Origin of the sequence: Parvibacter caecicola, from assembly GCF_003725335.1 — a bacterium.
In the GTDB taxonomy this organism is placed as follows: Bacteria; Actinomycetota; Coriobacteriia; order Coriobacteriales; family Eggerthellaceae; genus Parvibacter; species Parvibacter caecicola.
In genome coordinates, this window is record NZ_QIBY01000001.1 from 1 (window position 1) to 18,452 (window position 18,452).

Genomic DNA, 18,452 nt, shown 5'->3' on the forward strand with positions numbered 1-18,452 from the left:
GCCCAAGAAACCCCCCCGCCCCATCGCGGAGGGGCAGGAGGGCTATTACCGCGGCCCTGAAGAGCCCATTCGCCCCGGCGGCGCCAATGCGCGGCCCCATCAGCCGCGCATGACCGGCAAGCCGCCGGCCGCCCGGCCTCCGCGGCGCGACGGCAAAACGCCGCCCCGCCCCGTGCGTCACGCCACGCCGGCCCGCCGCGTGGCGCTGCAGGCGCTGGAGCGCATCCGCACCCGCGATGCCTTCGCCCAGGAAGTGGTGGATACGGTGGTGGACCGCAGCCAGCTGACCCCCGAGGACAAGGCCTTCGCCACCCGGCTGGTGCTGGGAGTGGTTTCCACCCGCGGGGTGTTGGACGAGATGCTTTACCGCTGCATGCGCACCCCCGACGACGCCCAGCCGGACGTTATGAGCGCCCTGCGCATCAGTGCCTACGAGATACTTTTCTTGGGCAAAGCCGACCATGCGGCGGTGGACCAAGGGGTGGAGCTGGCCCGGGATGTGGCCCCGCGCGCCGGCGGCCTGGCCAATGCGGTGCTGCGGCGCCTGGCCACCGTGGCTAAGGCCTTCCCCTTCGGCGACCCGAAAACCGACGACAGCGCCTTCGCCTTTTCCCAGGGCTTTCCGAAATGGCTGCTGGATGAAGTGCAGCAGTCCATCGGGGAGCAGGAAGGGCGCGTGTTCGCCCTGGCCAGCAACGAACCGGCGCCGGTGTACGTGGCGGTGAACGCCCTGAAGGCCACCGACGAGGAGATGTTCGCGCTGCTTGCCGCCGCGAAGGGCAACCCCCAGCAGGCATCGGCCGGCGGCATCACCCCGCCCGGCTGCTACCTGCTGGAAACCGGCCGCGTGCTGCAGGACGGCCGCGTGTCCCGCGCCCTCAACTTGGGCCACATCATCGTGTCCGACGCCTCTGCCCAGGCGGTGGCAACCTTGTGCCTGCCTGAGCAGCGCCCCGCCAGTTTGCTGGAGGTGGGATCGGGCCGGGCCACGAAAACCACCCTCATCCAAAGCGGCGCGAAGCGCAAGTACGGTCAGCAGATTGAGCGTTACGTGGCGGTGGACAGCTTCGCCTTCAAGGGGCGCATCTTGAAGGAACGGGCGGAAACCTGCGGATTCACCGTGAGCGACATGGTGGTGGGGGACGGCCGTCATCTGGAGGAGCTTCTGGGGGATGAAACCTTCGACGTGGTGTTCTTGGACGCCCCTTGTTCTGGTCTGGGCACCTTGCGGCGCCATCAGGACATCCGCTGGCGCATCAAGCCGGAAACCATCGAGGAAGACGCCCAGCTGGCTTCCGAGCTGCTGCAGAGCGCCGCGTCCAAGGTGGCCCCGGGCGGCCTTTTGGTGTTTTCCACCTGCACGGTAACCCGGCAGGAGAACGTGGCCCAAGTGGCCCGGTTCCTGGAATCGGAGGCGGGGCGGGGCTTTCGCATCGAGGAAGTGGAGGGGAAGGCCGGTTTCGCCAGCGAGCTGGTGCCCGGCGGCCCCGACGCTCACTTCGCCGTGAAGCTGCGCCGCGCCTGAGGTTTCCCTGCAAAAGCCCCGCGTGCGCCACTTCTCGCCGAAACGTTAACTGTTTTGAAATATAGTCCTCCTTTTCGGTAGGTAAAATAACCAACCCAGCTGAGACGAGTTGACGGGAAGGAGGCGCCGCTCATGGAGCCGAATATCAAAGAGGTGGCGGGGCGCATTCGCGTTCTGCGGGAAGATTTGGATTTGTCCATGCAGGAGATGGCCGACATCACCGGCCGCTCGGTGGCGGAGTACGCCGCTCAGGAATCCGGCGAACAGGACCTGTCCTTCACGTTCCTCTACAAATGCGCCGAGGCCTTCGGCGTGGATGTGATTGAGCTGCTCACCGGCGAGAACCCCCACCTGTCCGGCTATTCGCTGGTGCGGGCCGGGGAAGGGCTGTCCATCAAGCGTCGTGCCGGCTTCGAGTATCTGCACAAGGCCCCTCATTTCAAGAACAAGCTGGCGGAACCGTTCCTGGTCACCGCCCCTTACCTGCCCGAAGAGCAGGATGCGCCCATCCACCTGTCCCATCATGCGGGGCAGGAAATCGACTACATCATCTCCGGCCGCATGCGCTTTGCCTACGGCGACCACGTGGAAGAGCTGGAGGCCGGCGACATGCTGATGTACGACTCCGGCAAGGGTCACGGCATGATCGCTATCGGCGGCGAGCCCTGCGTTTTCATGGCCATAGTCATCAAGGCCCCCGATTCCAAAATTAGCTAGGCGCATTGGCGGTACTTCCGGCTCTGCGCCTTATAAGCGTCAACTTCCCCGGCCGCCTCGTTGCGGCCATTGCCCTATAGCCCAACTGATAAAGGAATCGAAACACCCATGAGAAAGATAAACGAGCGCTACGTGGACGAGGCCTATACCGAAGACGGGGTGCTTACCAAATTCGACATCAAAGCGCCCGAGAGCTTCAACTTCGCCTACGACGTGGTGGACGACATCGCCGTGAACGACCCCGAGCGCCGCGCCATGGTGTGGTGCAACCCGGAAGGGGAGCAGCACACCTTCACTTTCGCGGACATGAAGCGCTGGTCGGACAAAACCGCCAACTACCTGGCGGAAATCGGCGTGAAGAAAGGCGATTTCGTGCTGGTCATCCTGCGGCGCCACTACCAGTTCTGGTTCGTGGCCACGGCCCTGGCGAAGCTGGGGGCGGTGATGGTGCCCGCCACCTTCATGCTGAAGGAGCACGATCTGGTCTACCGGCTGCAAGGGGCCGACATTTCCACGGTGATTGCCACCGACGCCGGCGACATCGCCCAGGTGATCGACAACGTGGTGGACGAGTGCCCCAGCGTGAAACGGCTGGTGCTGGTGAACGCCGCCGGCGGTGGCCTCACTCCGCGCGACGAGGCGGGCCAGCTGCTGCCGCCAGAGGGCCAGATGGCCGGCCCGCAGCTTTCCGGCCCCGATGGGGTGTGCGCCCTGAGCGCGCCCCGGGAAGGCTGGCTGGACTTCAACGGCGGCGTGCGGGCCGCCTCCGAGCAGTTCGCCCCTGTGGCCACTTCCGTGTATGACCCCATGCTGATGTACTTCTCTTCGGGCACGTCGGGCAACCCCAAGATGGTGCTGCACGACGGCACCTACGCCCTGGGGCACCTGATAACCGCCAAGCACTGGCACAACGTGAACCCCGAGGGCATTCACTTCACCATCGCCGACACCGGCTGGGGCAAAGCGGTGTGGGGCAAGTTCTACGGCCAGTGGCTGATGGAAGCCTGCGTGTTCACCTACGACTTCGACCGCTTCGTGCCCGCCGACATCTTGGACCTGGTGAAGGAACACTCCATCACCACCCTGTGCTGCCCGCCCACCATGTACCGGCTGATGATGCAAGAGGACGTGGATTCCTTCGATTTGTCGTCGCTGGAATACTGCACCACTGCCGGCGAGGCGCTGAACCCGGATCTGTTCGACTTCTGGAAAGAGCACACGGGGCTCACCATCTTCGAGGGCTTCGGCCAAACGGAAACGCCGCTCACCATCGGCAACCTTACCAACACCACTCCGCGTTCTGGCTCGATGGGCCGTCCGGTGCCGCTGTACAAGGTGGAAATTCAGCGGGAGGACGGCAGCCGCTGCGATCCGGGCGAAACCGGTGAAATCTGCATCTGCATAAACCCCCATCCGGCCGGCATCATGAAAGAGTACTACCGCGACGCCGGGAAAACCGCCGCCGCCATGCACGATGGCTGGTACCACACCGGCGACACCGCTTGGTGCGACGAGGACGGCTATTTCTGGTACGTGGGCCGCAACGACGACGTGATAAAGTCCAGCGGCTACCGCATCGGCCCCTTCGAGATCGAATCGGTGATGCTGGAGCATGACGCCGTACGGGAAGTGGCCGTGACCGGCGTGCCCGACCCGGTGCGCAACATGGTGGTGAAAGCCACGGTGGTGCTGGCGGAAGGTTGGAAAGGGGACGAAGCCCTTACCCGCGAACTGCAGAAATGGGTGAAGAACAAGACGGCCCCCTACAAGTACCCGCGCATCGTGGAGTACGTGGACGAGCTGCCCCGCACCGTGAACGGGAAGATTCGCCGCGTGGCCATCCGAGAGGCGGACAATGGCTAGCCCTTCGGCTCCGGGGGCCCTGGCGGCCCTTCTGCCGGCGCCGGTCACGGTGGTGGCCGGCCATTACGGCGTGGGGAAGACCAGCTTCTGCCTGAACCTGGCGCTGCAGGCTGCCCGCGCGGGGTTTCGCACCGTGCTGGCCGATTTGGATGTGGTGAACCCTTATTTCCGCGCCACCGAGTACCGCGCCTTTCTGGAAGAGGCCGGCGTGGAAGTGGTGGCGCCGGTGTTCTCGGAGCGGGGGAGCAACTTGGACGTGCCCTCCCTGAACGGCGCGGTGGTGCCCGCCATCCAGGCGGCCCAGGCGGCGCCCGACCGGGTGCGCCTCATCATCGACGCCGGCGGCGACGACGCAGGGGCCACGGCGCTGGGCCGCTTCGCCCCGCTCATAGCCGCAGCGCCCTACCAGATGCTCTACGTGGTGAACAGCCGCCGCCTTCTCACGTCTTCGGCGCCGGAGGCGGTGGGCATTCTGCGGGAGATAGAGGCCAAGGCGCGCCTTTCCGCCACTGCCGTTGTATCGAACGCCCATCTGAAGGAAGCCACCGATGAAGATGTGGTAAAACAGGGATTGGATATGGCGGCGGCGGTGGCCCGGGAAGGGGGCCTTCCGCTTTTGGCCTACACGGTGCCGCCGGGGCTGGAAATGCTCCCCGTTGCGGGAGAGGCGCAGCCCTTTCCTTTGACCGTGACTGTTCGCGCCCCGTGGGAGTAGCGGGGCTTTCGGGAAAACTGGAAAGAGAGAGGAATCTTGCTTTATGGCACGAGTCGTCATTGACGAGGGCTTTTGCAAAGGATGCGGGCTGTGCACCGACGTGTGCCCTACGCGCATCTTGATGCTGGACCCTCACCGCATCACCCCCAAAGGTTACCATCCGGCCATCTGCACCGATGAGGAGAAGTGCACCGGCTGCTGCAGCTGCGCCCTCATGTGCCCCGATTGCGCCATAACCGTGGAAAGGTAGGGCAATGGAAAAAGTTTTGATGAAGGGCAACGAGGCCCTGGCGGAAAGCGCCATGCGCGCCGGCTGCCGGTTCTTCTTCGGGTACCCCATCACCCCCCAAACCGAGCTGGCCGCCTATATGTCCAAGAAGATGCCCAAGGTGGGGGGCACCTACCTGCAGGCGGAAAGCGAGGTGGCCGCCATTAACATGGTGTACGGCGCCAGCGCCGCTGGGGCCCGCGTGATGACCTCCTCCTCTTCGCCGGGGATTTCGCTTAAAGGGGAGGGCATTTCCTACATGGCCGGCGCCGATTTGCCCGGCGTCATCATCAACGTGCAGCGAGGGGGCCCGGGGCTGGGCGGCATCCAACCTTCCCAGTCCGACTACTTCCAGGCCACCAAGGCCACCGGCCACGGCGATTTCCAGGTGGTGGTGTACGCGCCTTCCACCGTGCAAGAGATGTCCGATATCGTGTACGAGGCCTTCGACGTGGCCGATAAGTACCGCACGCCGGTGATGATTCTGGCCGACGGCATGTTGGGCCAGATGATGGAGCCGGTGGTGCTGCCCGAGCCCAAGAATCCGGAGGATTTGCCCGCAAAGCCCTGGGCCTGCACGGGCCACGAGGGCAAGCGGGCCCACAACGTGGTGAACTCGCTGTACCTCACCGCCGAGGCTCTGGAGCAGCTGAACGTGGAGCGCTACCAGCGCTACGACCAGATAAAGGCCACCGAACAGCGGGCCGAGGCCTATCTCACCGAAGACGCCGACATCGTGCTGGTGGCCTTCGGCGCCAGCGCCCGCGTGGCCCGTTCCGCTGTGAACGCCGCCCGCGCCGAGGGCATCAAGGCGGGGCTTTTGCGCCCCATCACCTTGTGGCCGTTCCCGGCTGAGGCCATGGAGGCCACCATCGACAGCGCCAAGGAGTACCTGGTGGTGGAGATGAACATGGGGCAGATGGTGGAAGACGTGCGGCTGTGCGTGGAGGGGCGCCGCCCCGTTGGATTCTTCGGCCGTTGCGGCGGCATCATCCCCACGCCGGCCGAAGTGCTGGGCCAGATTCGCCAGATTCACGAGCGCCTTGCGGCGGAAGGGGAGTAGCCATGAGCGATAAGGAAACGAAAGTGGTGTTCGAGCGCCCCCATGCGCTGCTGCCCGTGGTGACCAACTACTGCCCCGGCTGCACCCACGGCATCGTGCACCGGCTGGTGGCGGAGAGCCTGGACGAGCTGGAAGTGGAAGGGCGCACCGTGGGGGTTGCCCCAGTGGGCTGTTCGGTTACCTCCTACGACTTCTTCGGCTGCGACATGATCGAGGCGGCCCACGGCCGGGCGCCGGCGGTGGCCACTGCGGTTAAGCGGGTGCATCCCGATCATGTGGTGTTCGCCTACCAGGGCGACGGCGATTTGGCCTCCATCGGCATGGCGGAAACGGTGCACGCCGCCACTCGCGGTGAGAACCTCACCATCATCTTCATCAACAACGCCATCTACGGCATGACCGGCGGCCAGATGGCCCCCACCTCCCTGCCCAACCAGGTTACCCAAACCTCTCCCTACGGGCGCGATGTGGCCACGGCCGGCTACCCCATCCGCGTGTGCGAGCTGCTCAGCTCCCTGGATGGCGTGGCCTACCTTGAACGGGTGACGGTGGACAGTCCCAAGAACATCCGCAAGGCCAAGAAGGCCATCAAGCGGGCTTTCCAAAACCAGATAGACAAGAAGGGCTATTCGCTGGTGGAAGTGGTGTCCACCTGCCCCACCAACTGGGGCATGACGCCGCAGGAATCCTTCGAGTGGATGCGCGAGAACATGCTGCCCTACTACCCGCTGGGCGTTTACAAAGACGTGGAGGCGGAGGGCTTTGCCAATGTGGCCGAAGCGGCGGCGGCCCGGGCGGAAGGCTGCCCCATCGCCCAGAAAGGACGGGAGTAACATGGAGCGCGAACTGCAAATACTCCTGGCGGGCTTCGGCGGCCAGGGCGTCCTGTTCGCCGGCAAGTGCATCGCCTATGCCGGATTGATGGACGGCCGCGAGGTGTCGTGGCTGCCCTCCTACGGCCCCGAGATGCGCGGCGGCACCGCCAACTGCTCGGTGACGCTCTCCGACGCTCCCATCGGAAGCCCGCTCATCACCGCCCCCAACGTGCTAGTGGCGCTGAACCAGCCCTCTTACGACAAGTTCGTGGACGAGGTGCAGCCGGGAGGCGTGATTATCGCCGACACCTCCATGATCGCCGATCTGCGCTTGCGCGACGATGTGGAGTGCTTCGGGGTTCCCGCTACCAAGATCGCCGAGGAAAACGGCCTGGGCAAAGGCGGCAACATGGTGCTTCTGGGCAAGCTGTTCGAGGTGACCAAGTTCTGCGATTGGGACACCCTCATGGAGGGGCTGCGCCACTGCATCCCCGCAAGCAAGGCTCACCTGCTGGACAACAACATCAAGGCCATCAAACTGGGAATGGAGGCATAGCATGGACAGCGATCTGCGCGAGATAGGCCTGCGCATCCAGGGGTTGCGGGACGCTTGCGACGTTACCGAACAGGAGATGGCCGACGAGCTGAAAGTGAGCCTGGAAACCTACCGCACCTGGGAGCAGACGGGGGCCGATGTGCCCATCTCCGCCATCTTCCACATGGCCCACAAATTCGGCGTGGACTTCAACGAGATTCTCACCGGCACCGCCGCCAAGCTGGACACCTACCATGTGGTGCGCCGGGGCCAGGGCAAAGAGGTGGACCGTTACCCCGGGTATTCCTACGATGATTTGGCCTGGCGTTACCAGAACAAGATCATGCAGCCGCTTTTGGTGGTGCTTGACCCGTCGGATGAGCCCGCGAAGCTGGTCACCCACGAGGGGCAGGAGTTCAACTTCGTGCTGGAAGGGTCGCTCACCCTCACCTTCGGCACGCAGGAGATAGTGCTGAACCAATGGGACAGCATTTACTTCAACCCCCAGTACCCCCATGGGCAGCGCTGCCATGGCGATGCCCCCTGCAAGTTCATCACCATAATCGCAGAGTGATCTGTTCCGCTGTTCTAGCGAACAGCGGAACAGCCCGGCGCTGCGAAGGCGCCGGGCGCCTTCTCGCTCGCTTGGCCGGGCCTGATGGGCGCTAAGATTTCAAAGGTTTAGGAAGTAACGTAGAAAATGGATCACATTCTTAAGAAATACTGCCCTCGCATCGAGTTCGATTCTTACGAGGATTTCCGGGACAATTTCCGCATCGAGGTGCCGGAGGCGTTCAACTTCGGCTACGATGTGGTGGACGAATGGGCCCGGGTAGAGCCGGAGAAGCGAGCGCTTCTGTGGTGCAACGACGCCGGGGAAGAGCGCACCTTCACCTTCACCGACCTCTCGCGCCTGTCGAACCAAACCGCCAACGCGTTCTCGAAGCTGGGCATCGGCAAAGGCGACGTGGTGATGTGCATCCTGCGGCGCCGGTGGGAGTACTGGGTAGTGGCGGCGGCCCTGTGCAAGCTGGGGGCCACTATCATCCCGGCATCGTTGCAGCTCACTAAAAAGGACATCGCCTACCGCGCCAACAGCGCCGACGTGAAGATGCTGGTGTGCGTGAACGACGACTACGTGTGCACCCAGGCCGAGCAGGCGCTGCCGGATTCCCCCACGGTGCAGAACCTGGTGATCGTGGACGGCCGGCGGGAGGGGTGGCTGACCTTCGGCGAGCTGATCGAGGGGGAGAGCGACCAATGGCAGCGCCCTACCGGAGAGGCGGGCGTCACCTCCAAGGACATCATGCTCATCTACTTCACCTCCGGCACCACCGGCAACCCCAAAGCGGTGTGCCACAACTTCGCCCATCCGCTGGGGCACATCATCACTGCCAAGTACTGGCAGCAGGTGAAGGAGAACCAGCTGCACATGTCGGTGACCGATTCCGGTTGGGCGAAATTCGGCTGGGGCAAGATTTACGGCCAGTGGATTGCCGGCGCCACCATTTTCGCCTACGACATGGACAAGTTCGTGCCCACCAAGCTGCTGCAGAAGATCCAGGATTACCGCCTGACCACCTTCTGCGCCCCGCCCACTATGTACCGTTTCATGCTGCAGGAGGACGTGGCCTCCTACGACCTTTCCTGCGTGGAGAACTTCGCCACCGCCGGCGAGCCGCTGAACGCCGAGGTGACCATCCAATGGGAGAAGCTGACCGGCAAGAAGATTCGCGAAGGCTTCGGCCAAACGGAGGGGCCGGTGCTGCTGGCCACCTTCCCGTGGGTGGAGCCGCGCCCCGGTTCGATGGGCAAGCCGTCGCCGCTGCTCAACATCAAGCTTTTGGACGACGAGGGCATTGAGGTGGAAGACGGCGAAGAGGGGGCCATCTGCGTGACCGGCCTGAAGGAGGCCTATCCGCCGGGGCTGTTCGTGGGGTATTTCCACGATGAGGAGAAGACCCGTGAGAGCGTGGGGGGCGAATACTATAACCTCCACGACATGGCCTGGCGCGATTCCGACGGTTACTGCTTCTTCGTAGGGCGCAACGATGACGTGATCAAGTGCTCTGGCTACCGCATCGGCCCCTTCGAGGTGGAAAGCGCCCTGGTGGAGCATCCGGCCGTAGTGGAGTGCGCCGTCACCGCCGCCCCCGACCCGGTGCGCGGCAACGTGGTGAAGGCCACCATCGTGCTGGCGCGCGGCTACGAGCCCTCCGGTGATCTTACCCGCGAGCTGCAGAATCACGTGAAGAAGACCACCGCCCCCTACAAGTACCCCCGCATCGTGGAGTACGTGGAGGAGCTGCCGAAGACCATCGGCGGCAAGATCAAGCGCAAGCTCATTCGCACGCAGGACGGCGCGGTAGACTAGGTTGGTTCCGGCGTTCTGCGAACGCCGGAACCCCTCGTCCGCTGAGGATTTCTGCGGCACCCGCCCTTGTCGTTCAGCGCTTTCCCTCACGGCCCCAAGGCCGCTCGGCCGCGCTTCGCGCCAATTGCGGGCACCGCAGAAACCCTCAGCTGCTGGCGTGGGCAGGGGTGTTTTGTGGGGGCTCTCGATTGCTGGCGTGGATCTGCGATGGGGGCTTTTGGTTGGCTTTTCGTAGGGCAGAGATTCTATCTCTGCCTTCTGGTTTTGGAAGGGGAACGGTGGAGCGCGGGCGGTTTTTGCGGGGGTGCTTGCTCTCACTTTCCGGGGCTGCCTTGTGGGGGCTTTCGGGGGCGTGCGCCCAGATGCTCTTCACCGATTACGGCGCAATCCCTGCCTTCGTCACCGGTTTTCGCACCCTGGCCACGGGGCTGCTGTTCCTGGCGCTCATCTTAGTGCGCTCTCGCCATAAACTGAAGCAGCTGCTCGCTGCGCCCCGCGATATGGGGTGGTTCGCCCTCTTCGGGCTGGGGCTTTTCGGCAGCCAGTTCTTCTTTGCGTTCTCGGTGGCCGCCACCGATGCCGGCACCGCTTGCGTTCTGCAGATGTTGAATTCCGTGTTCGTGCTGGCGTTCGTGTGCGCCGCCACCTGCAAGGCCCCCACGCTGCGGGAAGGGGCGGGCTTGGCTTTGGCCCTGGCCGCCACCGTGCTCATTGCCACCCAGGGCAGCTTTTCAAGCCTGGCCATCTCGCCTGCGGGGCTTGGGTGGGGGTTGGCCAACGCGCTGGCGGTGGCGGTGTACATCGTGGTGCCCCGACAGGTGGGGCTGTTCCAGCGCTACGGCAGCTTGTTCTCGGTGGGCATCGCCATGCTGCTGGCGGCCCTTCCCGCCAACGGGGCCATGGCGGTGCAGGCGGCGGCCGACCCATCGGTCTTCGGTTGCGTTGCCGCGTTCGACGGGCGGGCGTGGCTGGTGCTGGTGGCGGGCGTGACGCTGCTGGGCACTTTCGCCGCTTTCGCCCTGTACCTCACTGGCATCGCGAAAGCGGGCTCGGTGGCTGGCAGCCTTCTAGGCGCGGCCGAGCCGGTGAGCGCCAGCGCCATCGCGGCCCTGTGGCTGGGCACCGCGTTCACCGGCTGGGATTGGGGCGGCCTGGCGCTGATGCTGGCCATGTTGGCCTGCATGACCGTTTAGCGGTCCAGCGGGCGCGCGGTTCGCAGCTCGCCGACTGCCAGGGGCTTTTTCGCTGGTGGGCGCAGTGGCTGCCCTATAATCCATCTTCGTCTTTCGCGCCCCCGTCTCATCGTTTTTCGAATTGCGCGGCCCTTCGGCCCTGGCACGTTGCTGCCTGGGGCAAGGTGCGCTGCCGGGGCGTGGCAGCAAAAGGCGACGAGGAGATTCAACTGCGCAGGGAGAAGCATGCAGCGCGACAAGATAAAACCGTTACTGTTTGGAGCTGGTGGCCCAGGGCACCGGCAACATCGCGTCGGTGCTGTTCGGCGGCATTCCCGCCACCGGGGCCATCGCCCGCACGGCCGCCAATGTGAAAAACGGCGGCCGCACCCCCATTGCCGGCATCACCCATTCGCTGGTGCTTCTGCTGGTGCTGGCCTTTCTCATGCCCTATGCGGCCCTCATCCCCATGCCCACCATCGCCGCCATTCTGGTGCAGGTGGCCTACAACATGTCCGGCTGGCGCAACTTCGGCCACCTGTGCAAAACCGCCTCGAAAGGAGCGGTGGCCACGCTGCTCATCACCTTTGGCCTCACGGTGGCGGTGGGTTTGGTGGCGGCCATCGCCGTGGGCATGACCATCACCATCGTGCTGTTCCTGAAGATGCTCAGCGAGGAGACCGAGGTGAGCGGCTGGCAGTACTACTGCGACCAGAACTCCGAAGTCACCCACTTGCGCGAGCTGCCCAAGAGCGTGCGGGTGTACGAGATAAACGGCCCCATGTTCTTTGGCATGACCGACCGCATCACCGACATTTCCGTGAAATCCTTCACGAAGTACCTCATCATCCGCATGCGGGGCGTGCCGTCGCTGGATTCCACTGGCATGAATGCGCTGGAAAACCTGTATTCCTATTGTCGCAGCAACGGGGTTAACCTCATCTTCTCCCACGTGAACGAGCAGCCGATGAAAACCATGCGCCACGCCGGCTTCGTGGATTTGGTGGGGGAGGAGCATTTTTGCGCCAGCATCGACGACGCCATTGCCCATGCCCGTCAGCTTCTGGGGGAAGAGGAAGCGGGGCGCGAGGCTTAAGGATGCACGCGGCGGTTGCGGAGATTCGGCGGTTCGGCCGATTGCCGGGACGTGGGTCTTCGCGGAAGCGGACGGCCATTGGCTATAATGATTCGCCGTGTCTTTCGGCCAGGCTTTACGGAAAGGTATTCCCATGCGCATCAACAATGCGATTCTGCACGTGTTCGACTTTGTGTCGTGTGTGAACGTGTTTGCCCAGGTGGAAATGGATTTGGGCGACAAAACGGCGAAGCGCTACGTCACATCGCAGGCCCGTAAGGCCGTATCTAATTTGGAGAGCCATCGGGGCACCTTCGCCGAAAACAGCCTGTTCGCCCAAGAGCTGCGGGCCTACTTTCGGGGCGAGCGCGATTTCGTGGGCCTGTCCCAGCAGATCGGCGAGTTTTTGCTGGGAGAGCTGTCCCGCATGGAAAAAACCCCTTCCTGCGATTTGCTGGTGGTGGACTTCGAAGGGGACGTGGAGCAGGCGGTGCGGCCGATGACCGACGAGGAGGCAGAGGCGGCGTTTGAGGCCCAAGGCCAGCGTTACCTGGCCGTTTTGCTGCTGGAGAGCCGGCCGGTCTACATGCACGAAGTGGGCGCCACCGATTTCGGCGACACCGCCACCACTGTGAGCCGCCATCACGCCATCTTGCCCAACCCTTCCCAGAAAGTGGCTTCGTTCGCCCTGATAGAGGCCGACACCCTGGCGGTGCGCTTCTGTGACAAAGAGCGGGAGATCGCCGGCGAGAAGCGGCTGATCATCCCCGAAGGGCTGCTGCAATGCTCCATCGAGGCCTCCAGCAAGGAAGTTTTCGAGGCGGTGGCCACCGTGGTGGAGGAGGTGGCCGAAGAGTACGGCGCCAACAGCGCCGTTGCCGTGGCGAAGGCGAAGTCCTACGTGGCGGAGCGGGCCGGGGAAGAGGAGCGCATCGACGCCGCCGAGCTGGGGCGCGAGGTGTTCGCCGACGAGCCGGTGTGCCAGGAGCATTTCGCCCGCGCCGTGAACGAGGGGACTATCCCCGAGCAAGTGGTGGTGGAAAAAGCGGTGGCGAAGCGGGTGGCCAAGAGCCACAAGATTCGCACCGACACCGGCATCGAGCTCACCTTCCCTGTGGAATACGGCGAAAACCCGGAGTTCATCGAGTTCTTCAGCACCCCCGACGGCCGCATCGAGATCGCCCTCAAGAACATCGGCTCCATCGAGAACCGTTAGCGGCGCCTAGGGGCGGTCGAGTTTGCGAATGGAGGGCGGCAGATAGGCCACCAGGCCCAGGGCCAGGCACGCGAGGCCGTCCATCACGAAGAAGGGGGCGATGCCCACTGCCTCCGCCAAAATGCCGCCCAGCACCACGCCCACCGGCGTTGCGATGCCCATCATGGCCGTGAGCAGCCCCATGGCCCGCCCCATTTTCTCATCCGGCACATGGCGCTGGATGAGGGTCATGATGGGACCGTTGTACCAGGCGCAGGCCACCGCCATCGTTGCCACCAGCCCCACGAACACCGGAAATGCGCTTGGAGGCAGAAGGCCTATGATCGCCGTAACGGCGCCGGTGACCACACAAGCCACCGCTATCAGGGCCGCCAGTCGCTTTCCGCCGCCCCAGGCCATGAGCGCCGCAGACCCCACCACCATCCCAATGCCGAAGGCGGCTTCTGCGATGGAGGCCATGTAGCCGTCGCCGCCGAAGTGGCTGTAGGTGATGAGGGGGAACACCGCCGACAGGGGGCCGAAGATTACCATCGCCAGAGTTACCACTGCCATCAGCAGCCCTAGTCCGCGGGTTTTGCCGATTTCCCGCCAGCCGTCGAGCAGGTTTGCCAATGCACGCTGTCCTTCGACGGCGGGATCCACCACGGTGGGCACCTTCGCCAGCGCGAGCCCCAGTATGGCCGCGCAGGCGCCGGCGAAGTCCAGCAGCATGACGGAGGGGAAGCCCAGCGTAGTGTAGAGGAGAATGCCGAAAGCGGGGGCGCCGATGCTGGCCACCGAGTTCAGCAGCTGGTCAAGAGTGTTGATACGCAGCAAGTGCTCGTCAGGCACCAGCATGGGCATGGTGGCCATCATGGCGGGGCCGTGAAACGCCTGGCCTACGGCCCGGGCGAGGCAAATCGACAGCAACAGCGGCAACGACACTTCGCCGGCCATAATGAGAAGGGCGGCGGCAAGCGAAACCAGCCCTACGGCGCCATCGGCGACAATCATGATCAGCTTCCGGTTGTGCCTGTCGGCCACTAGACCGCCGAAGGGGGAGATGAGCCCGATGGGCAGCATCACGCAGGCGGTCATGATTGACAGCATGAGGGCGCTTTCGGTGGTCTCGGTGACGTACCACACCACCGCGTAGCCGGCGGCGTAGCTGGTAATCATGGAGACTGCTTGTCCGGCCCATATCACTGCGATGATGGAGAGCCATCGTTTTTGCAGTGGCAATCCGGCGGCGCTCAGCCTCTCAGCCGCGGGGGCTGAATGTGGAGTGCTAGACGCGGCGTGGCAGGTGCTGTCGGGCGAGGCATTGTGATTTGCATCGGGCATGGGTTCTCCGTAGTACAGGTGCGCTGGCAGATTCGCCGTATATTATCTGGTTGCATGCCCAGTTGCAAAAGCGCACTGCCGTGGCAAATGCGATTGCAACTGAAAGAATCCCCGCGCCTGTTGGTTGCGAAGGCGCGCGTCTGCAGCGCGTCGGTTGCTTTGCGGGTGGCGGGTATGATGCGGCGCAGTGACGACCCTTCGCGATGGGTGCTTCCTCGAACGCTAGCGGCGCCCAAGCTTTGCGACGGCCGTCACCAGGGCGTCCACTTCGCCGTCGGTGGTGCTCCAGCTGGTGCAGAAGCGGGCGATGCGTCCCCCTTGCGCGGTGGTGCCTTCAGGCTCGAACAGGAACCGCTCCCCGAGGGCCGCAGCCTCGCCCTCGGTCAGCACGGCGAACTGCTGGTTGGTGGGGCTGTCCACCAAGAGGGGGATGCCCACAGCCGCGAAGGCCCCCTTGATGCGCATCGCCTGCTCATCGGCTTTGCGCCCCAGGGCGAAGTACAGGCCGTTTTCCAGTAGTGCCTTGAACTGCACCCCCAGAAGCCATCCCTTCGCCAAAAGCGCCCCGTTCTGCTTGATGCTGGCGCGAAAGCCCTCGTCGAGGGCGGGGTTCGACACCACAAGCGCCTCCCCGAACAGCGCGCCGCACTTGGTGCCGCCGATCCAAAAGGCGTCGGTGAGTTCGGCGAAATCGGCAAGCGTCACGTCCGCCGTGCCCGCCCCCAGCCCGTAGGCCATGCGGGCGCCGTCCGCCACCAGGTACATCCCGAACTGGTCACAGACGGCCCGCAGCTCTTCCAGCTCGGATCTGCGGTAAATAGTGCCGTATTCGCTGGGGGAGGAGATGAAGGCCAGCCGCGGTTTGGTGATGTGCTCCTGCACGCCGCTGTCGCGGTAAGCCTCGGCGATTTCCCGCAGGGTGTCGGCAGTCAGCTTGCCCTGCACGTCGCAAGTGGTTTCTATCTTATGGCCGGTGCGTTCCACCGCGCCGGTTTCGTGAACGTTGATGTGGGCGCAGGTGGCGCTGACGGCGCTTTCCCACGGCCGCAGTCCGTGGCCGATGAGGGTGCAGTTGGTTTGCGTGCCGCCCACCAGGAAGTGCACGGCGGCATCGGGGGCGCTCGTCAGTTCGCGAATGAGACCTGCGGCTTCCCGGCAGGCATCGTCGGTTCCGTAGCCGGGGAAGCTCTCGCTGTTCGATTGCGCGATGGCTTCCAGCACCGCCGGATGCGCCCCCTGGTTGTAGTCGTTGTTGAACCGAATCACTGCTCCGCCTTTCTCATCCGCTTCGTTCGCCTTTTCTCGGCAGTTTTTGCCCGCCTCTTTGCGCGCAATCCACCGCAGCCGCAACGTCGTATCGCATAATAGCGCCCCCATACGCCCTCGCGTCCCACTATCCCGCATCTCTGCCCGTCCTTCCGCCTGGCGCATCGCTCTTCCGGCTAGCATATTGCTCCCCCCGTCTGGCGCCTCGCTCCTTTGGCCGCTATCCGACCAACTGGTAGCTGCGCGCTCCTTCGGATGGCAGATCGGATGGCGCCTCATCCGCTTCCTCCGTAAAATGGCTGGAATTGCCGCCAATTCCAGCCATTTTCGGTCTCAGGCTCGGAAAAAGGGACTGTTTTGCCAAACGTGAGCGCAATCATGGGGCGTTTTTTTGCAAAGTAATTCCGATTATTGTCGAAATATGATATAACCAATTTCATCATGGTTGGAATTGCCGTCACTTCCGACCATTTCAACATTTTACGAATTGAGCCGTGAATGCTAGGTATAGAGGCTTAAGGGATGGCTGTACGTGCCAAAGCCTTGAGAGCGTGGGCAGAACGAAAAAACACTCTCCTTCGACGTGCAACCAAATCTGTATCGAAATTCAATATATGTATTGATATTCGGTACATATGATGGTAGAGTGTTTTGTGCTTTAACCCTTCGGTTGTCGTAACTACGTCTTCAGGAGATGTGTTTACCATTAGGGCTTAAAAGGAGAAGCGAATGGCCTATTGCGCAGATACACGAAGCCGGCAATACGAGTGGGGCCCTGCCCAGAAGAGGCTTTGGCGATTCATCTATTTGGTATTGGGCACGGTAAAGTATTTCATGCTTTTGGTGAGTGTATCTTGCGCAATAGCCGTACTATATCTGTCTTTTTTCGCGGATGGTCAGATGGCAACAATCGCGCAATTTGCGGAATGGGGGATTATCGGGGCCTTGTATTCATCAATTGCGGGAGTTGTTGCCGGGCTTTTTTCCCGTGCGGAAACTTCTGGCGCCTTGTCGTTTCGGGATTGTGAGATTGCGCTCCGAAAGCTGGCCGCAGCCTTCATGATTTTGTTTGTGGCCGGGGTTGGATTTTCTCTCTGCGTGGCCGCCCTCTCCCCACAGGGGTTTCTTGGTCTGACAATCAGCATGCCCCTGATGGGGTTTCCCAGTAACGCGGTTTGGAGTGCCGTAATGGACCCGCTTCGAGGTGTTGAGGCGCCTGGACTTGCAGCAGTCGATTTATCTCCGCTTTGCATAGCTCTGGTATTATGGGCCCTGGCTTCGGTTTTTCGCTATGGGGCTTATCTGCAGATGGAGAAAGATTCGGTGGTTTAGCGGTGGCGATTGTGCTCTGCATCGATGAGATTATGGACGCCAAGGGCATTTCGGTAAGCGAACTCGCCCGCGAAGTGGGCATTTCTCGTGCAAATATGTCCAACCTCAAGTTCGGCCATGTTAAAGCCATCCGCTTCTCGACGTTGGATAGAATCTGCGATGTTCTGGATTGTCAGCCTGGGGAAATAATCAAGTTTGAAAAGAGCGAACCAGAAGCACCTCGGCTGCAAGATGGTTCGGCGCTGGACTTGGCTTTTGCTCCTCAGGGAGGGACGGGCGGTGACCTGCCCGCTGCATCTGAAGTTCCGATTTCGATGCTTGTTCCCGATGCTCAGTCTTCCGTTCGCCTTTGCGGGGAGCCTTTTGAAAATGGGGGTTGAAGCTGCGGGAAATGAGCGTATACTAGGCGCCGTCCTTTAAAAGCGGTACAGAGAGACCGACAAGGTAAGCGCCCAAGTGGCCCGAAGTCTATCTGCCTTGTCGTGTGCGACAGGGCTTTTTTATTGCCTGGATCGCAGCGGCGAGCGGGGCGGAAGCAACGGGGCCAAAGGCGCAAACGCGGTTTCGTCTGTACGCACTCGAACGTGAAAGGAGTGTGTATGAAAGACGGAAGGGTCAAATCCACGTGCATGGATTCTGACGAGATCGAGCGCGCCCTGACGCGCATGGCGCACCAGATTCTTGAAGCGAATCACGGCGCCGACAACATCGCCCTGGTGGGCATCGTCACCCGTGGCGACTTGCTGGCGGACAAGCTGGCGGAGCGCATCGAGGCCATCGAGGGGGTGAGCGTTCCCCACGGCAAGCTGGACATCAGCTTCTACCGGGACGACTTCGCCACCCACTTTGCCCCCGAGGTGCATTCCACCGACATCCCCTTCGACATCGACGGCATGACCATCGTGCTGGTGGACGACGTGCTGTACACCGGCCGCACCATCCGCGCGGCGCTGGACGCCCTCATGGACAACGGCCGCCCCGCCTCGGTGCAGCTGGCGGTGCTGGTGGACCGCGGCCATCGCGAGCTGCCCATCCGCGCCGACTACGTGGGCAAGAACGTGCCTTCCGCATCCGACGAGAACGTGCGCCTCTTCCTGGAGGAAGTGGACGGCTTCTCGGCGGTGGAGATTTTGGAAATGGCGCAGGGCCAGCGGGCCGGCGCCGCACCGGTTACCAACGGAGGTGAGTAGGGC

At 63.0% G+C, this 18,452-nt stretch carries 18 protein-coding genes; 16 read left to right on the top strand and 2 right to left on the bottom strand.

Translation table 11 applies throughout. The annotated features are described in order from the left end of the window. The 13 genes from DMP11_RS00005 to DMP11_RS00065 form a co-directional block, all read left to right on the top strand. Window positions 1-1,525, top strand: a 1,525-nt coding sequence (locus DMP11_RS00005; RefSeq protein ID WP_123184447.1) for a transcription antitermination factor NusB, incomplete at its 5' end; no start/stop codon positions are given. A gap of 132 nt (window positions 1,526-1,657) precedes the next feature. Next, a complete protein-coding gene (locus DMP11_RS00010; RefSeq protein ID WP_123184448.1) occupies window positions 1,658-2,242 on the top strand; it encodes a helix-turn-helix domain-containing protein in 585 nt (194 codons plus the stop codon). A 108-nt stretch (window positions 2,243-2,350) separates the two neighbouring features. Beyond that, window positions 2,351-4,105 (top strand): AMP-binding protein, encoded by a 1,755-nt coding sequence (locus DMP11_RS00015; protein WP_123184449.1) that lies wholly within the window; start codon window positions 2,351-2,353, stop codon window positions 4,103-4,105. Beyond that, complete coding sequence (locus DMP11_RS00020; RefSeq protein ID WP_123184450.1) at window positions 4,098-4,820, top strand: nucleotide-binding protein; 723 nt, start codon at window positions 4,098-4,100, stop codon at window positions 4,818-4,820. The genes DMP11_RS00015 and DMP11_RS00020 overlap by 8 nt, the downstream gene beginning before the upstream one ends. Window positions 4,821-4,863: 43 nt before the next feature. Beyond that, the gene (locus DMP11_RS00025) at window positions 4,864-5,070 is read left to right on the top strand and encodes a 4Fe-4S binding protein (protein WP_123184451.1); all 207 of its coding nucleotides are present in this window, start codon (window positions 4,864-4,866) and stop codon (window positions 5,068-5,070) included. Window positions 5,071-5,074: 4 nt separating this feature from the next. After that, entirely contained in the window at window positions 5,075-6,151 is a 1,077-nt protein-coding gene (locus tag DMP11_RS00030; protein ID WP_123184452.1) for a 3-methyl-2-oxobutanoate dehydrogenase subunit VorB, read from the top strand. Between the two features lie 2 nt (window positions 6,152-6,153). Next, window positions 6,154-6,984, top strand: coding sequence for a thiamine pyrophosphate-dependent enzyme (locus DMP11_RS00035; RefSeq protein WP_123184453.1), 831 nt, complete (start codon window positions 6,154-6,156; stop codon window positions 6,982-6,984). A gap of 1 nt (window position 6,985) precedes the next feature. Next, window positions 6,986-7,522, top strand: coding sequence for a 2-oxoacid:ferredoxin oxidoreductase subunit gamma family protein (locus DMP11_RS00040; RefSeq protein ID WP_123184454.1), 537 nt, complete (start codon window positions 6,986-6,988; stop codon window positions 7,520-7,522). Between the two features lies 1 nt (window position 7,523). Further along, window positions 7,524-8,075 (top strand): helix-turn-helix domain-containing protein, encoded by a 552-nt coding sequence (locus tag DMP11_RS00045; RefSeq protein ID WP_123184455.1) that lies wholly within the window; start codon window positions 7,524-7,526, stop codon window positions 8,073-8,075. A gap of 126 nt (window positions 8,076-8,201) precedes the next feature. Further along, window positions 8,202-9,875, top strand: coding sequence for an AMP-binding protein (locus DMP11_RS00050; RefSeq protein ID WP_123184456.1), 1,674 nt, complete (start codon window positions 8,202-8,204; stop codon window positions 9,873-9,875). A gap of 278 nt (window positions 9,876-10,153) precedes the next feature. Beyond that, entirely contained in the window at window positions 10,154-11,068 is a 915-nt protein-coding gene (locus tag DMP11_RS00055; protein ID WP_235869340.1) for an EamA family transporter, read from the top strand. A 265-nt stretch (window positions 11,069-11,333) separates the two neighbouring features. After that, window positions 11,334-12,143, top strand: coding sequence for a SulP family inorganic anion transporter (locus DMP11_RS00060; RefSeq protein WP_235869363.1), 810 nt, complete (start codon window positions 11,334-11,336; stop codon window positions 12,141-12,143). A 133-nt stretch (window positions 12,144-12,276) separates the two neighbouring features. After that, a complete protein-coding gene (locus tag DMP11_RS00065) occupies window positions 12,277-13,338 on the top strand; it encodes a nucleoid-associated protein (protein ID WP_123184458.1) in 1,062 nt (353 codons plus the stop codon). 6 nt (window positions 13,339-13,344) lie between these two features. Here the strand turns inward: DMP11_RS00065 and DMP11_RS00070 are convergent, their stop codons facing one another. Both DMP11_RS00070 and DMP11_RS00075 read right to left on the bottom strand, forming a co-directional pair. After that, entirely contained in the window at window positions 13,345-14,661 is a 1,317-nt protein-coding gene (locus DMP11_RS00070; RefSeq protein WP_123184459.1) for an MFS transporter, read from the bottom strand. A gap of 222 nt (window positions 14,662-14,883) precedes the next feature. Next, a complete protein-coding gene (locus DMP11_RS00075) occupies window positions 14,884-15,927 on the bottom strand; it encodes a threonine aldolase family protein (protein ID WP_123184809.1) in 1,044 nt (347 codons plus the stop codon). Window positions 15,928-16,656: 729 nt separating this feature from the next. On the opposite strand from DMP11_RS00075, the gene DMP11_RS00080 reads away from it, so the two are divergent. The 3 genes from DMP11_RS00080 (at window position 16,657) to pyrR (ending at window position 18,449) form a co-directional block, all read left to right on the top strand. Then, window positions 16,657-17,259: a hypothetical protein gene (locus tag DMP11_RS00080; protein ID WP_123184460.1), complete on the top strand. Its 603-nt coding sequence runs from the start codon at window positions 16,657-16,659 to the stop codon at window positions 17,257-17,259. Between the two features lie 2 nt (window positions 17,260-17,261). Further along, entirely contained in the window at window positions 17,262-17,639 is a 378-nt protein-coding gene (locus DMP11_RS00085; protein ID WP_123184461.1) for a helix-turn-helix domain-containing protein, read from the top strand. Between the two features lie 219 nt (window positions 17,640-17,858). Continuing rightward, the gene (gene pyrR / locus DMP11_RS00090) at window positions 17,859-18,449 is read left to right on the top strand and encodes a bifunctional pyr operon transcriptional regulator/uracil phosphoribosyltransferase PyrR (RefSeq protein ID WP_123184462.1); all 591 of its coding nucleotides are present in this window, start codon (window positions 17,859-17,861) and stop codon (window positions 18,447-18,449) included. Window positions 18,450-18,452: the final 3 nt, after the last annotated feature.

Excerpts from the sequence above, each read along its gene's own strand:
- DMP11_RS00045 (WP_123184455.1), top strand. The coding sequence starts at position 7,524 with ATGGACAGCGATCTGCGCGAGATAGGCCTGCGCATCCAGGGGTTGCGG.
- DMP11_RS00070 (WP_123184459.1), bottom strand. The coding sequence starts at position 14,661 with ATGCCCGATGCAAATCACAATGCCTCGCCCGACAGCACCTGCCACGCC.
- DMP11_RS00030 (WP_123184452.1), top strand. The coding sequence starts at position 5,075 with ATGGAAAAAGTTTTGATGAAGGGCAACGAGGCCCTGGCGGAAAGCGCC.
- DMP11_RS00050 (WP_123184456.1), top strand. The coding sequence starts at position 8,202 with ATGGATCACATTCTTAAGAAATACTGCCCTCGCATCGAGTTCGATTCT.
- DMP11_RS00025 (WP_123184451.1), top strand. The coding sequence starts at position 4,864 with ATGGCACGAGTCGTCATTGACGAGGGCTTTTGCAAAGGATGCGGGCTG.
- DMP11_RS00035 (WP_123184453.1), top strand. The coding sequence starts at position 6,154 with ATGAGCGATAAGGAAACGAAAGTGGTGTTCGAGCGCCCCCATGCGCTG.
- DMP11_RS00080 (WP_123184460.1), top strand. The coding sequence starts at position 16,657 with ATGGCCTATTGCGCAGATACACGAAGCCGGCAATACGAGTGGGGCCCT.
- DMP11_RS00010 (WP_123184448.1), top strand. The coding sequence starts at position 1,658 with ATGGAGCCGAATATCAAAGAGGTGGCGGGGCGCATTCGCGTTCTGCGG.
- DMP11_RS00015 (WP_123184449.1), top strand. The coding sequence starts at position 2,351 with ATGAGAAAGATAAACGAGCGCTACGTGGACGAGGCCTATACCGAAGAC.
- pyrR (WP_123184462.1), top strand. The coding sequence starts at position 17,859 with ATGAAAGACGGAAGGGTCAAATCCACGTGCATGGATTCTGACGAGATC.
- DMP11_RS00065 (WP_123184458.1), top strand. The coding sequence starts at position 12,277 with ATGCGCATCAACAATGCGATTCTGCACGTGTTCGACTTTGTGTCGTGT.
- DMP11_RS00020 (WP_123184450.1), top strand. The coding sequence starts at position 4,098 with ATGGCTAGCCCTTCGGCTCCGGGGGCCCTGGCGGCCCTTCTGCCGGCG.
- DMP11_RS00040 (WP_123184454.1), top strand. The coding sequence starts at position 6,986 with ATGGAGCGCGAACTGCAAATACTCCTGGCGGGCTTCGGCGGCCAGGGC.